This is a genomic window from Bacillus sp. ISL-47 (assembly GCF_018613175.1).
Classification (GTDB): domain Bacteria; phylum Bacillota; class Bacilli; order Bacillales; family Cytobacillaceae; genus Cytobacillus.
Genome location: NZ_JAGGQS010000002.1, coordinates 162,207 through 176,829, shown reverse-complemented (window position 1 = coordinate 176,829; position 14,623 = coordinate 162,207). Strand labels below are relative to the sequence as shown.

Genomic DNA, 14,623 nt, shown 5'->3' with positions numbered 1-14,623 from the left:
AAAGGATGGTTGTTTTTAAAGCGAATGGATGACGATTGGTTTTTTATCACAATTGGATAGTGGAATAGGATAAATAGCGGAAAGAGACACTAACGATGTATTGCTAAAAATACGGAGGTGTCTACCATGTTCTTTCATGTAAAAGAATTACAATATAGAGCAAAGCCAAGCAAGCCTGATCCTGTTTATGCAAAAAAACTGCAGGAGGTATTAGGCGGACAGTTTGGCGAGATATCTGTTATGATGCAGTATCTCTTTCAAGGATGGAACTGCCGGGGAGAACAAAAGTACCGTGATATGCTTATGGACATTGGCACAGAAGAAATTGCCCATGTCGAAATGCTTGCAACCATGATAGCCCAGCTCCTTGATAAAGCACCTGTTGAGGAGCAGGAGGAAGCTGCCAAGGATCCCGTTATTGCCAGTGTGATGGGAGGCATGAACCCGCAGCATGCCATCGTCAATGGGTTAGGAGCCAGTCCGAACGATGCAGTTGGTTTCCCTTGGACGGCTCGCTATATTATAGCAAGCGGAAACCTTCTGGCAGATTTCAGAGCCAACTTAAATGCCGAATCCCAGGGCCGTCTCCAGGTAGTCCGGTTATATGAAATGACAGATGATCCAGGTGTAAGGGACATGCTATCCTTCCTGATTGCCCGTGATTCCTACCACCAAAACCAATGGGCAGCTGCAATCGCAGAGTTGGAGCAAAAGGAGGGCTTAGTGGTACCAAGCACATTCAACCGTGAATACGAAAAGTCAGACGTGGCCTATACCTTTATGAGCTGCTCGGAGGGAACAGAAAGTGAGCAAGGCCGCTGGGCATCAGGGCCTTCCATGGATGGGTTAAGTCAGTTTAAATATGAAGCAAAGCCTGTTGCTACAGGGCAAGCACCTGAGTTGAATCCTGCCCCTGGATATATACATGGTACACCAAAAGGTAAATAACTTAATTCCCATTGTAAAAGTACATGTTTTTGCTAATCCTTTTGAGAATATGGATCAATAGGAACTTAAGCTCTAAGAAAGTAATCCCGTCCAATGGCCGGGATTATTTTCTTTATTATGGGAGAACTTAGAAAATAAGGAGTGAAATCAATGACAGTAACTGAGGTAATTCTTCGTGTAGCTATTTCATTTTTGGTTCTGTTTTTATTAGCAAGAATGATGGGGAGAAAAGAAATTAGCCAAATGACTTTTTTTAACTGGACATCCGCAATTGGGATCGGTTCAATCACCGCGAACCTTGCAGTGAATCAAAATCTTAGCATCAGAAATGGAGTCATTGCCTTAATGGTTTGGACATTTTTTACACTGTTAATGGATATGGTGGATATTAAATCAAAACGGGGAAGGAAAGTTACAACGGGTGACCCTTTAATTGTCATTAGAAATGGACAGATTATGGAGGGTGCTCTTAAAAAATCCAGGCTTGATATTGATGCACTTAAAGCGATGTTAAGGCAGAGAGATGTGTTCTCTCTTTTAGATGTGGATTACGCTATTTTAGAAACCAATGGGCAATTGTCTGTCTTAATAAAGGAAAACAAACAGCCGGTTACCAAAAGTGATATCGGCCGCTTTCAGACAAGTTCAACCACATTTCCTCTCGCAACAGAAGTAATATCTGATGGGAAAATAAACAAAGAAAACCTTTCTAAGCTAAAACTTGACCACAGCTGGCTTGATCAGGAGCTAAAAAAAGCAGATATTCAATCAGTTAGTGACGTGTTTTATGCAGAAGTGCAGCCGGATGGGAGCCTTTATTTTGATAAGAGAAATGATATTCATTAAATGCCGTTATTCCATTTAAAATTGGGAGGGAAAAGTGAATCATAATGAAATTTGATTTCGGGTGTGATTTACGACCAAATATTGAGGGCGGCATGTTATATCGTCGTTAATCGTTGAGAATAACGACCAAATCTCGAGGGCAGCATGTGGTATCGTCGGTAATGATTATGATTAGCGACCAAATCTTGACTGGCAGTAGGGGATATCGTCGCTAATATGGATGAATAACGGCCAAATTTCAAGAGCAGCAACGAAAATCGTCGCTAATCAATGTGATTAACGACCAAATAACGAGGGCTATATTAAAAATCGTCGCTAACCAGCCTTAATAATTACCTTCTAAAATACAGGTTATTTTTGCATATAACAGCAATTATTCTTTCCGATGCCTCCGTTACATATCATACACAGTCCATAATATGGTTTAACCGGTATAAAAACTTCCTCATTTCTTTCTTTAAATGCTAAATACTAAGTAAGAAAACGACACTTTAGAAGGAATGATACGATGCCGCAAAATCAAACGCAATTTGCAGAATTCCGATCAGCTTTGACAAAGATGAAAGAGGATATAAATAAAAGACAGGATGCTAATGACAATTTTGGTTTAAAGTCAGATTTTTTTCATGAATCCATGGGAGAGTTATCAAGTTATGACAACCATCCAGGTGATGAGGGCACTGAATTGTTTGAGCGCGAAAAGGACATTGCCTTGCATCAGCATTTAGATTACGAATTGGAGAAAATTGAAGCAGCACTTGCTTCTATCGAAAAAGGGACTTATGGCAAGTGCATTGCCTGCAATAAAGACATTCCCCTTGAGAGACTTCAAGCAGTCCCGGAAACTCTATATTGCAAGGAGCATTCTCCTGACCAGACTGTTTCGACGAACCGTCCCATTGAGGAAGGGGTTTTGATGCCTCCGTTTGGCAAATTTGATATGGATGAGCAGGATGAAAATGTAGCATATGATGCTGAAGACTCCTGGCAAGAAGTTGCCAAATGGGGAACGTCCGAAACGCCATCCGATTTAGCCGTTCCGCCCGAGCATTATAATGATACTTACATTGAGTATGACGAAAATGTGGGTTATGTGGAGGATTATGAAAATTTCGTGGGCAATGATATGTATGGAAAGAATGTAACGGTTTACCCGAATGATCAGCATGATAAATATGAAGAAAGCCTGGATGAAGAAGGAATTATGACATCCTTTGGTGACTTGCCGGCTTTTGAGCACGATGCCTATGTGGATGATGATAAATAAGCTTTCCTGAAAAATGCCAAAATAATCTGCTTTGTAAACAGGAAGGAGAGGACTTAGATGGAACAATCCTTGAATTATTTGCGTGAGATTTTATCTGCTCATACCGAAAACGATGCTGTAGGCAGAAGGCTTTTTAAAAGGTTATCTACCCATGATTTTAAATCCGAACAGATTTTTGCCTGGCAGCTAACACAGGAAGAAAGCAATTACCTTAATAAAGTACTGGAGGAAGCAATTGAGTATTCCAGACAGGAACAGGATGAAGAAAGAGCGCGCCAGCTGAATGAAGTGTATGAACAGTTGTTTATTTAAATAGCAGGAGAACAGAATTGGATTCTGTTCTCCTTTTTACGTGCTTTTCTTAGTCATTCCCAAAAACCTGTGAAAGGGACATTTGGATATAGTGGTCTCATCGTCCCTTATAAAATATTGCTTCCATTCAAAGTTATCTTCCGCTCCATAACTGTTCAAGTCTGGGTGTATGGGGCTGCTGTCATACTTCTTCAGTCTTTTTCGCACCTGGGATTTGATTTTAAGGGCCAAGGACTCTTTTTTCATAAATTCCTTTAATACCCATCTTGGTGTAATCGCAAGCATCATGTAGTCAAAGTGGCGGCTCTGCCGGTTAACGTGCGCTGGGGTGGCGCAATACATAAAATACGGTTCGCCATGAAAGCAAAACTCCCAAACGGGATCATGCGGGTCTTTCGGTATATTGTTCGGCCACTCAACTTCATCAATTTCACTTAAGCTGGCAAGCTGCTGCCAAAACAGCTGCTCGAATTGTTTTACAGTATAAGAACTCCTTATTTTATCAGGTGTTTTATAGAAGATGATTAGAGAGGAGTAGTTCCCGAATGTTCTTGAATGCAGGGTGTATTCCTTTAGCAACGCTGCAACCTGTTCAGTTGTGGATTCTTCTCTGGGATCTTCAGCAAAGCCATAACGAAGCTGGTTTTTGGAAAAGCCAATGGTAGCAGGGATGCAGGGGAACGGCTTATCTTTATCTGACAGCTTCTTATTGAACTTCTCCAATGCGTCCCGTTTCCATTCTTTTAAAAGGTGCCGCTCGGAGGCATCATCTGTATATAACATGTTAAACTTCATCACCTCCACTAACTCCTACAATATATTCAAATTAGGATTAGGCAGGTGAGTGTCCATAGGGAAAATGGGCAGGACAGAAGGAGACCCCCATTAATTTTTCAAGTGACGGATTTATTGGACAGCAAGGAAATAGGTCTTTGTGAAATCGCCATCAAGACGAAAAATGGAGCCTAGCAAGAAGATAGTATTCACAGAGCTTCCATGAGGACGAAAATAGAAGAATAGCTCAGAGAAAGGTCGCCATAGAGTCTTCATGACGACGAAAACGGAAGAGCAGTCAAGAGAAAGGTCGCCATAGAGTTTTCATGAAGACGAAAGTTAGAGACCAGGCAGGAAATAGGTCGCCATGGAGCGTTCATGACGACGAAAACGGAAGAATAGCCAAGAGAAAGGTCGCCATGGAGCGTTCATGAGGACGAAAATAGAAGAATAGCCAAGAGAAAGGTCGCCATAGAGTCTTCATGAAGACGAAAGTTAGAGGCCAGGCAGGAAAAAGGTCGCCATGGAGCGTTTATGAAGACGAAAACGGAAGAACAGCCAAGAGAAAGGTCGCCATGGAGCTTCCATGAAGACGAAAATGGAAGAGTAGCCAAGAGAAAGGTCGCCATGAAGCATTTATGAAGACGAAAACGGAAGAATATCTAAAAGAAAGGTCACCATGGGGCGGTCATGAAGACCAAAATCGTAAGTAGATAAGGAATGGGGTCTTCATGAAGCGTTTATGAAGACGACAATCGAGGACCTTGCGAAAAGAGCCAAATTTCAATAAGATTTCCCGCCTATTTCCCGTGTTAATTTTCCTCCCCGTGAATACAATGAATCAAACAGCACTTCAATCCATATTGAAGGGGGATGACATCATGTTTTCGGTAACGGGTATGCAGGGATTTGAGACTTTTTCCTTGATGCATCTTGTTACATTGATTCTTTTCTTTTTTACCTGCTGGTGGCTGGTGTATTACAGGCAAGCGCTTAGGCCATATCAGAAGATGATGAAGTGGTCTTTGTTTGCTGTGCTGCTGGCCTGTGAAGTCACGCATCATTTGTGGCTCGTTCTCACCAATCAGTGGGAAGTGGCGGATTTGCCGCTGCAGCTTTGTTCTCTCAGCACCTTCATTGCACTGTTTCTGTTCTTAAAAGGCAATAAAAAAGCATTTTATTTGCTGTATTTTATCGGCACCATTCCTCCCATCTTAAGTATGGTTACGCCGGATATGATTTACCAATTTCCTCATTATCGCTACATCAAATACTTCCTTCATCATTCAGCCATTCCCTTAGCCGTTGTCTATTTCATTCTTTTTGAAGGGTACAGAGTTCCGAAGAAAGCGGTATTAACCAGCTTTATGACACTCAATGTAATCGCAGTGCCAGTCTTTATCTTAAACCTCCTGCTCGGCACAAACTTTTTCTATTTGGCCAGCCCAACCGAAACAAAAACGCTGTTGTCCTTTTTTGGCAGCGGGGTGTGGTACTATGTAACCCTTGAAATTGCTGCACTGTTTGTCTTTTATATCACCTTTATCCCGATGCATTATTTGCAAAAAGCAGAAAAGAAGATATGGAGTGGGGAAGGAAAATAACAGAAAAATAGCCTTGTTCCAGCGGGATGATGGAATAAGGCTTTTTGAATGATCGTTTTTCTTGCCTTTGCGGACTCATTTTGGAAATGTTCTCTACAATAGGTACAAGCCCTTTCTGGATGACTTAGTTGATTGTACCGATCTTTATTTATAGATTTCTATATCCTAAATACAAGACACCTATTTGGCCTGCAGATTATTTTACTCCACAAGAGAGGAAGGGCAGAGGGAATGAAAGCTATACCATTAGACGAAATCGTAAAAATAATAAATGGAACGATTGTTTCGGGTCAAGGGAATCCGTCGATCAATAACATTGAATATGACCCGCTTAAAGTGAAATCTGGCAATGGTACGCTGTTTTTTCATTTTAATCCGAAAAGAGGGTTACATCATTTAAGAAAGATAAATGCTGTGATTGTAACGGAAAAACCAGGAACAGCAAAGAATGGTAACATAGTGATAAAGGTCGATCATGTTCGGGAAGCTTACTGGAGCTTGATGAGCCATTACCGGAGTTTATTTAAAATCCCCGTAGTTGGCATAACGGGTACGAGCGGAAAAACCACCACCAAGGAAATGATCACACAAGTCTTAACATTGGATGGCATGAAATGTTCAATCCACCTATCGGAGCTTTAATCTCGGCCGGGTCCATTTGCTGAAATTTTTAGAGATGGATGATCAAACAGATGCTGCGGTTATCGAAATGGGGCTATTGAAGCCTGGGGATGTCAGTCTGGCATGCAAGTACTTCCAGCCTACGATCAGGATATTATTGAATATTGATGTCTACCATCTACAAGGCTGCAAAACGATGGAAAACTACATTAAGGCAAAAGCGGAAATAATGGATGGGATGAAAACCGAAGATCTCCTCATTATTAATGCAGATGATCACAATATCAAAAAGATTGATATGAGTCATGTTGCTCAAAAAATGACCTTTGGAATATATGAACCTGCGGATTACATGGCAAAGGAAATGGAGCAAACTGATAAAGGAATACGTTTTATGCTTGTTTACAAAAACAAGGAATACCCGGCATTGATTCCAGGGTATGGAAAACATAATCTTTACAATGCTTTAGCTTCGATTGCGGCCGTTCACCAGATCGGCTTAGATATTGAGGAGGTCATCGATAAATTATCAAAATTCCAGCACCTGGAATCCCACTTGCAGCTGCTTCCTGGAATAAAAGGCTGTTTGATTATTGATGATTCCTGGAACAACACGCCTCTTGCGATGGAAGGGGCTCTAAACGTTCTAAAAGATACTGCAAAAGGAAAGAAAATAGCTGCTTTAGGTTCTTTTCCGCAAATCGGAAGAAATCAGGAAGCGAAGGAGCAATACCGCTATATGGCCAGCAAGGTGATGGAAGCGAAGGCTGATAAGCTCATTATTTTAGATGAAAAAGCCAAGGAAATCGCTGTAAATGCCAGAAAAATGGGCATGAAACCAAATGATATCCACTACTGCTATACGGAGCATGCAGTTTATAAAACACTTAACCCGATCCTCGATTCCAATACGGCTGTTTTATTCAAGTTTTCAAAGATATTAAGGAAATCTTTATTTAAATTGATTAAGTCAAAGATTATGAAATAAAATCGAGAAAAAAGCCTATTCCATCCGGGTTGAACCCCTTGGATAAGGCTTTTTCTATTATCGCTTATTCTGTTCCTTCTCTTTCTCATACTGCCGCTGCGGACTCATTTTCGAAATGGCGTCTTCCACAACTTCCTGCGCTTTCTTTGCCTCTTGATCCTGTTTTTGCGCTTCTTCCTGGATTCGGTTTACATCCTGTGGTGTGTTTTCAGTCATAACATCGCCTCCTGAGTAATAAGGATTTCTATTTTGTTCCTTATGGTTCCCATTTGGCGTGATTTTACAGATTGGATGATCAAAAGGCTTTTATTTTAAAAATGTGCTATTCCTTGATCTCAAACATTTGTTCAATCTGCTGCTCCGTACGAAGTATTTCATTCTTGGAGTTGCCTGCCAGCAAGCACCTTAAAACGATTGGATTGTTTTGCCTTGGATGTTCTGGCTTGTAGATCGTAAGAGGGACTAGTTTTTGCTGATTGATTAAGTTTCTTGTAAAGGTTTCAAGCTTAGTAAAGCTGATGACTGTTCGAAAGGATCTTACCTTTAGTGTACTTACGTTAAGGGACTTCATGACATTTTCACTTAAAAGCAAGGCGGCCGTTGAGCCATTCAGCCGGAAATTCAGATCAAGGGCCATGATGCGGTTATCTTTGCCCACAACGATATCGAATCCGGCAACACCCCAGTAACCAAGAGAAACAGCCTTTTCCATTATCACTTTTCCTAGTTCCGTGACTTCCTTCGGCGGCTGATGGTCTCGTTCAAACCAATTTCCTTTGTATTTGACTCCATCCTGAATAATCTGCTCCGATCCTCCGAGGTAAGCGAGTTCGCCTTGGTAGGTCTTGGCAAATTGGACACAATAATTCGCATTTATTGGAATATATTCTTCGATAATCACAAACTCACATGATTTTAATAACTCTTTTGCATATTGAAGTTTTTCCTCATCTTTACAAATCACAACGTTATTTCCTCCGCCTGAAGGTTCATTGGTGGCTGCTTTTACAACGAAAGGAAGGTTCAGTGAAAATTGGTTTTTAAGAAAATCATTGATGGCAAGGATTTCACGCCTGGCAAGGTTCTCTTTCGGAACAAGTTCTCCAAGGCTTTTCTTATTATTTAAAAAGAAAATCAGCTCCGGATCGATCCAATATCGGTTGTAATCAAACTCTTCCGGCAAATGAGGACAGTTAAATATGATTTTTTCTTTTGCACTTTCTAATGAATCGAGTACCTCATAATAGTTTTGTTTGTCCGAATAATAAATCCGGTTGGGGGCCAGATCCAATCCTGCATCTTTGAGGATGGAAGTGCCTGCCTGGCTAGTAACATCATGATGGCATAAAAGGGGCAATTTTCCCGCCACAGGCATGGGACCCCCTGTCGCCGAATGCTGTGAGATCAAGTCAGGCAGCCAATACATATTATGATAGGAAGCTCTGGGGTTGAGAATAAAGCCGGGTCCAAATATATCGTAAAGAGTCATTTTTGGCCTTAGGTGCGGCATAGTGAAACCCTCCATTATGGTCCTTTTAGGTTAATGTATTCACACCATTTAGAAAGTAGTAGGCATGCACCTTTTTCCTGGACAAATGGATGAATGCATCAGTCTATTTTTAGAGGAGTTAATATGCTGTATATAAAAGGAGAAATTTATGTGCGGAATCGAAAAAAAATGGATAAATGGTTTAAACACCAGTTGTTAATGGAAGATCCGAGTGTTAGGAATTATAATCCGGAGACAGTCACATTCACAAAAGAAAATCTGTATTTGATGCTCGAGCACCATCAGGAATTGATCATTAAGCCCATTTTTGGATCAGCGGCCACTGCGATTAGGAAAGTGACAAAATTGGATGAAGGGGAATATAAAGTTCATTTTGAAAAGAACACGGTTATAATCAAAGGCCTCAAATGGCTTTATAAGTATTTAGCACGCAGGAAAAGGGGCCACAGTATTATTCAAGCCTGCATCCCGTTAGCTGAAGTAAATGGAAGGCCGATTGACTTTCGGTATATTGTACAGCGAAAAAAAGACACTGCTGATTGGATTCTTACAGGAAAGCACGCTAAGATTGCCGGCAGTGGCTATTTTGTTACCAACCTAAGTAAGGAAGGATCCGTCCTTTCTGTGGAAGAAGCGCTGGAAAAGTCCAATATAAAAGATGTTAATATACAAAAGGTTATGGAAGAATTGGATCATGTTTCAATGGTAGCAACCGAATGTTTAGCAAGGCACTTTGAAGACCATCTCCTATGGGGCTATGATCTGGCAGCAGATAAAAGTGGGCGTGTTTGGATTATAGAAGCGAATAGCACACCTTTAATGGGGGGATTCAAATACTTGAAGGACCTTTCCATGTATGAAACAATCAACTCCATACGAGAGTTTAATAAAATGAATAACGTTAAGTGAACCTTTTTAAAACTGCATTAAATGAAGGAATTGCCGGTCGTAATGGAGGCCTGGCAAATTTTTATGGCTGAGAATAATCTTAGAAATTAGTTATTATTCGTTTGTATTCAAGGGGAGCCATGAACCTTATAATATCTATGGAAATAGAACAATCCGGCCGGCTTTGATGGAAAGAAAGCAGAGGTTAAGTAAATATAGGATTGCTTTTTTCTACTGAGCTTCCATAGCAAAACATGAAACAATTTGAAAGCACATCCGTATATAAATATTAAGAGTCTGATATAGGGGGGAAGGGATGGCAGAACTTATATTGGTGTTCATTTTATTTATTCCGGTATATGGAGTCCTTTTATGGAGTTATTTTGATCCTGAAGAAAGTATGTTATGGGGAAAACGCTGGATGTATGAAGAAGAACCTGAAATATCTGAAGGGGCTATTCGGTACACAAAGATGATGTCTTTGGTTGTTATGGCTGTCATCACGTTGGTGTTCGTCATTTTGTTTTTTACACGTATTTAGGTTTTAACGATCAGGTTTTATAAAAATAAAAATGGGGTGTTGAGGCTGCTAATAGAGTGGTCTCAACTTTTTTATGTGCCCATTTTTAAATGATGAATTTTTTGTGACATTCTTAAGCACCCAGAAATTCTTTCATACCCTATGATATATGTCACAAAATGAACGGTGATTCAGATTGTAAAAGCTAATTTCTCAGGAAAAATGAATAAAATTGAACATTATAAAAAATTCGCGCAAATTTGTCAATATTGGATTTCAAGGCTCATATTAGGCAAAAAAATACTTTTCGAGGATCGAAAAATAAGCTTTTACAATAGTAAAAAAGCCCCATTATAATGTAAAAGGAGGTGAAATTTGTCAAATCCTGCCGAATGACAAATGGGCTTTTAATGATCATTAATGTCAGACATTAAAAGAAATATCAGCCATACAGTCGTCGAAACTGGAAAAGTGCCTAAAACAACAAAAACCCTCAGGCGGGTCCGGGAAAGACAATCGCCTGAGAGCTCTCATGAGATGGAGTAGACCAGCTCATTTGCTAAGTATACTCCTTTCTTTAAAAATAGTAAATTACCAAAAAGGAGTCATAACATGACATTAGTTTTTATCCCTCATTATATCATCCATCCTGAAACGAAAGCGATTTTGCCGGAATTTGATGCAAAAGGCAGATGCTATAGCAAAGTAATCCAGGGAAGCCAAACCTTTATTGTCACGATGAAACCCATTGAGATTATGCAGACAAGCCTTAGTTACTATGGCTCCAGTCTGGAGGGTGCGATCAGCGGCTCCAAATCGATCGTAGGTGCATGCCAGGCAGCGCCCATCCGTATTGCTGGAAATATTGATATGTACTGGTTTTCACATATCTCTCCACAGAATGATGAATGTGTGTGGCTGGCCCTTCACCATGTACACCGCATCCTGCCTGAAAAATACAACCAGGCGAAGGTGATGTTAATAGATGGACCTTCCATCACACTGGATATCTCTGAGAGAAAGCTATCTGACAGATATGACCGAGCTGAACAGCTGGAAGTGAAAATAACGAAAAGAACCCAATACAAGATGAACTTTGTGATGGAAAGAGGGAGCGGGGTTCATTTTATAAAGGAAGCGGATCGTAATTATACCGTGAGCAGGGATGATGAGTCTGAGTAATGGTACGAACACAAATATAGATAGTGGGAGTCTGTCTCAATTCGGGCAGGCTTTTTATTATGGATTAAAAAACTTTACATTTATTATACTTTCTTTACTAAACACTCTAGTTCTATTAATACTCCATTAATAGATTTATTCTACGATTTTAAGTGTAGGGAGGAATGCTCCCCCCGATTCATGAAATGATACCATAAAACCATTGGAGGCTGAGTTAGTGAGTAATCAGAACGAAAGCAAAGGGCTTGATAGAAGGACGTTTATTAAAGCGGGAGGAATGGGGACGCTTGCTTTAACGATGGCTGCTTCAGGCTTGCCTGGAGATTTGCTTGTTGGTAAAGCGCAAGCGGAGGAACGAAGCGAAAAGATGGAAGCTCCTAAACTTGCATTCAATTCTAATGGCAAGTTTAAGGTTGTACAGTTTAACGATACCCAGGATGATGAACGGATTGACCGCAGAACGATTGAATTGATGGAAAAGGTTCTTGACGCGGAAAAACCTGATTTTGTTGTTTTGAACGGGGACAATATCACCGGCGGCTGTGATTCTGAAATGGAAATGAAGCAAGCGATGAACAATGTCGTTCAGCCTATGGAAAAGAGAGGAATCCGCTGGGCGGCTACGTTCGGAAACCATGATGAAGACTCAACGCCAAAGACTGGCATGGATGAGAATGATATGCTCAAGTTTTATATGAAGTACAAGCATAATATGAACGTTCCTGGCAAAAAAGGCCTTACTGGTACAGGAAATATGAACCTGCTAATCAGACAATCAAGCGGGAATAAAGCGGTATTTAATCTCTGGCTGCTGGACAGCGGGCGATATGCACCAAAAACCATTGCCGGTCAGGATTTTAAAGGCTATCCAACGTGGGATTGGCTCCGTTTCAATCAGGTCAATTGGTATTATGAGAGATCCAAAGTGATCGAAAAGCAATATGGATATAAAGTGCCTTCCCTAGTATTCATTCATATTCCCCTATGGGAGCACCGTTTTATGTGGTGGGGAAGTGTGGATGGCAGAACACAAGCAGGTCATGATCTTGCGGCGGCAAGGCATCAAATCACAGGAGAACGCAATGAAGATGAGTGTCCGGGTCCGATTAACAGCGGATTATTTACAGCCATGCTGGATAGAGGAGATGTTAAGGGAGTATTCTGCGGACACGATCATATTAATACATATTGCGGCAACTACTATGGGATTTTGCTAGGATACGCCGGCAATACTGGCTTCGGCACATACGGTCTTTCAGGCCAGGACCGAAATAGACTCCGCGGTGCAAGAGTATTCAATTTGGATGAGAACCATGAAGGGATATTGGTTGATACGCATATGGTTTTTGCCAAAGACTATGGCATTGACTTAACTGCCAACGACCAAAGCATTGACCCGCTACCTTTGGAAGGGAAATAATGAAAGTTTAAGAGTCGCCAGTGTGCTGAATAAAAGATTGAGATAAGCATGAGTGATTGAGAAATACATACAACGAATGGGAGCACTGGTGAATAAATTAGTTGAGTAAGGAGTGCAGGTGTAATGAAAAATAAAAACAATGTAACTAGAGAGAATAGTATTTTAACAAACGAAATGGACCGCCGTGCCTTTTTGCAAAAAACGACGATGGCTGCCGGCGCAACGATCGGCTTATCACTTGCAAATTCGTTCAACCTCATTTCAGCGAGTGCATCTTCTTCAACTTCCATTATGAATTCAACCGGAAAGAAACCGGATTTAGTATTTCCAGTTATCAGTGACATTCATATCCATAATAGCAGCAATAAAACATTGGAAAAATTTATTGTCACGTTGGAGCAATTAAATAAGGTTGCTCCCAAGCAGGATGCTTTTCTGGTTGTAGGAGATTTAACTGATTATGGATATGTATCCGAATACGATAAGTTCATGTCCGCTTATAATGTACACAAACAGCCAGGTGCAGTTTCTATGTTTGCCATTGGAAATCATGATTACTGGAATGGTCTATCAATAGCCGACGCCCAAAAGCGCTTCCTCGCAAAAACGGGTATGGAATCTATTTACTATCATAAAGTGATCAAAGATTATCATTTTATCGTTCTTGGCACTGAGGACGGAAAAACAGAGGGAACCTTCTCGGCTGGACAAATTAATTGGCTAAGTGAGCAGCTAAAGATCGCGCACGAAGATGATCCGAAAAAGCCAATATTTGTTTTCCACCATCAGCCGATTAAAGGGACTGTGTACGGAAGCGAATGGGGCTTTAATCAGAATCGAGACCTTTTCTACGACACGTTGAAGGAATATCCGCAAGTCATTTCGTTTTCAGGTCACACCCACTATCCGCTTGATGATCCAAGGATTATCCATCAGAAGGATTTCACGTCAATTGGAACTTCAACAGGGGCCTATCTGTGGCTGGATGCAGGCAGAATTCAAGGCGAAGTACCAGAGGGTGCGGATGTCCTGAATCAGGCATTAGTGGTAGAGGTATATAACAACAAAGTACTCATTAAGCGCCGTGATATTCACAATAATGACTGGACTGGAGAGCCATTTGAAATCAGCTACCCAGCCAATAAGCAAAACTTTATTTACACAGAAAACAGGGATATGAAACCGCCTTTTTTTTCAAAAGAAGCAATGCTCTCCATTAATAATGAAATGACAACAGCCACCTCCCTGGCCATTATGTTTAACCAGGCTAAGGATGACCTTCTTGTTCATGACTACAAAGTAGTGGCAAGAAATGCCGAATCCGGGGATGCTGCCAAGGAATTTCTTGCTTTTTCAGAATTCTATAAGGATCCTGTACCGAATCCATTAACTTTAAGAATTGAAGGACTGCAGGCTAATACTGCATATCAAATTGAAGTGCATGCGCTTGATGCATATGGGAATGTGGGCAAAGCGCCATTAAAGGCATTAGGCAAAACAAAGGCAGCCGAAAAAATCTCTATTTAAAAAATATCAGCAGAAAAATAGATGAAATTGCTTCAAAACATTTGGCCGGCTCCAAGGAGTTGGCCTTCTTGCTCTTAGATGATATGGATATCAGTCACTTTCAATGATTTATCAGTCAGATTTTGATTTTATCTGTCACTTTTTAAATATATCAGTCAGAATTCATTTTTATCGGTCAATTTCTCAATATATCGGTCAGTTGGCTATAAGCCGGGC

General features: G+C 40.7%; 15 protein-coding genes. 12 read left to right on the top strand and 3 right to left on the bottom strand.

Features of this window, described 5'->3' with window-relative positions; translation table 11 throughout:
• The first annotated feature begins 126 nt into the window (after positions 1–126).
• From J7I93_RS01490 to J7I93_RS01475, 4 genes are all read left to right on the top strand, one after another.
• Complete coding sequence (locus J7I93_RS01490) at positions 127–948, top strand: manganese catalase (RefSeq protein WP_214722661.1); 822 nt, start codon at positions 127–129, stop codon at positions 946–948.
• Positions 949–1,098: 150 nt separating this feature from the next.
• Entirely contained in the window at positions 1,099–1,794 is a 696-nt protein-coding gene (locus J7I93_RS01485) for a YetF domain-containing protein (protein WP_214722660.1), read from the top strand.
• A 508-nt stretch (positions 1,795–2,302) separates the two neighbouring features.
• A complete protein-coding gene (locus J7I93_RS01480; RefSeq protein ID WP_214722659.1) occupies positions 2,303–3,061 on the top strand; it encodes a TraR/DksA C4-type zinc finger protein in 759 nt (252 codons plus the stop codon).
• Positions 3,062–3,118: 57 nt separating this feature from the next.
• Positions 3,119–3,373, top strand: a complete 255-nt coding sequence (locus tag J7I93_RS01475) for a sigma-G-dependent sporulation-specific acid-soluble spore protein CsgA (protein ID WP_214722658.1) — start codon at positions 3,119–3,121, stop codon at positions 3,371–3,373.
• A gap of 36 nt (positions 3,374–3,409) precedes the next feature.
• Here the strand turns inward: J7I93_RS01475 and J7I93_RS01470 are convergent, their stop codons facing one another.
• Positions 3,410–4,168 carry a YqcI/YcgG family protein gene (locus tag J7I93_RS01470; protein WP_251025688.1) on the bottom strand — a complete coding sequence of 253 codons (759 nt, stop codon included), beginning with the start codon at positions 4,166–4,168 and terminating at the stop codon, positions 3,410–3,412.
• Positions 4,169–5,028: 860 nt separating this feature from the next.
• Here J7I93_RS01470 and J7I93_RS01465 point away from each other — a divergent pair.
• The 3 genes from J7I93_RS01465 (at position 5,029) to J7I93_RS01455 (ending at position 7,360) form a co-directional block, all read left to right on the top strand.
• The gene (locus J7I93_RS01465; RefSeq protein WP_214722657.1) at positions 5,029–5,751 is read left to right on the top strand and encodes a YwaF family protein; all 723 of its coding nucleotides are present in this window, start codon (positions 5,029–5,031) and stop codon (positions 5,749–5,751) included.
• Positions 5,752–5,982: 231 nt separating this feature from the next.
• Positions 5,983–6,393 (top strand): Mur ligase family protein, encoded by a 411-nt coding sequence (locus J7I93_RS01460; RefSeq protein ID WP_214722656.1) that lies wholly within the window; start codon positions 5,983–5,985, stop codon positions 6,391–6,393.
• Between the two features lie 16 nt (positions 6,394–6,409).
• A complete protein-coding gene (locus J7I93_RS01455; protein WP_214722655.1) occupies positions 6,410–7,360 on the top strand; it encodes a Mur ligase family protein in 951 nt (316 codons plus the stop codon).
• Positions 7,361–7,417: 57 nt separating this feature from the next.
• Here J7I93_RS01455 and J7I93_RS01450 read toward each other — a convergent pair whose 3' ends face one another.
• On the bottom strand, positions 7,418–7,576 hold the full coding sequence (locus J7I93_RS01450) for a hypothetical protein (RefSeq protein WP_214722654.1): 159 nt from the start codon (positions 7,574–7,576) through the stop codon (positions 7,418–7,420).
• A gap of 106 nt (positions 7,577–7,682) precedes the next feature.
• The gene (locus tag J7I93_RS01445; protein ID WP_214722653.1) at positions 7,683–8,870 is read right to left on the bottom strand and encodes an ATP-grasp domain-containing protein; all 1,188 of its coding nucleotides are present in this window, start codon (positions 8,868–8,870) and stop codon (positions 7,683–7,685) included.
• A 150-nt stretch (positions 8,871–9,020) separates the two neighbouring features.
• Here J7I93_RS01445 and J7I93_RS01440 point away from each other — a divergent pair, with 150 nt between their 5' ends.
• The 5 genes from J7I93_RS01440 to J7I93_RS01420 all read left to right on the top strand — a co-directional run bounded on the left by J7I93_RS01440 (position 9,021) and on the right by J7I93_RS01420 (position 14,407).
• Positions 9,021–9,779: a YheC/YheD family protein gene (locus J7I93_RS01440; RefSeq protein WP_214722652.1), complete on the top strand. Its 759-nt coding sequence runs from the start codon at positions 9,021–9,023 to the stop codon at positions 9,777–9,779.
• 295 nt (positions 9,780–10,074) lie between these two features.
• Entirely contained in the window at positions 10,075–10,299 is a 225-nt protein-coding gene (locus J7I93_RS01435; RefSeq protein WP_214722651.1) for a hypothetical protein, read from the top strand.
• A gap of 591 nt (positions 10,300–10,890) precedes the next feature.
• Complete coding sequence (locus J7I93_RS01430; protein WP_214722650.1) at positions 10,891–11,460, top strand: competence protein ComK; 570 nt, start codon at positions 10,891–10,893, stop codon at positions 11,458–11,460.
• Positions 11,461–11,677: 217 nt separating this feature from the next.
• A complete protein-coding gene (locus J7I93_RS01425; protein ID WP_214722649.1) occupies positions 11,678–12,880 on the top strand; it encodes a metallophosphoesterase family protein in 1,203 nt (400 codons plus the stop codon).
• Between the two features lie 123 nt (positions 12,881–13,003).
• Entirely contained in the window at positions 13,004–14,407 is a 1,404-nt protein-coding gene (locus tag J7I93_RS01420; RefSeq protein WP_214722648.1) for a metallophosphoesterase family protein, read from the top strand.
• Positions 14,408–14,623: the final 216 nt, after the last annotated feature.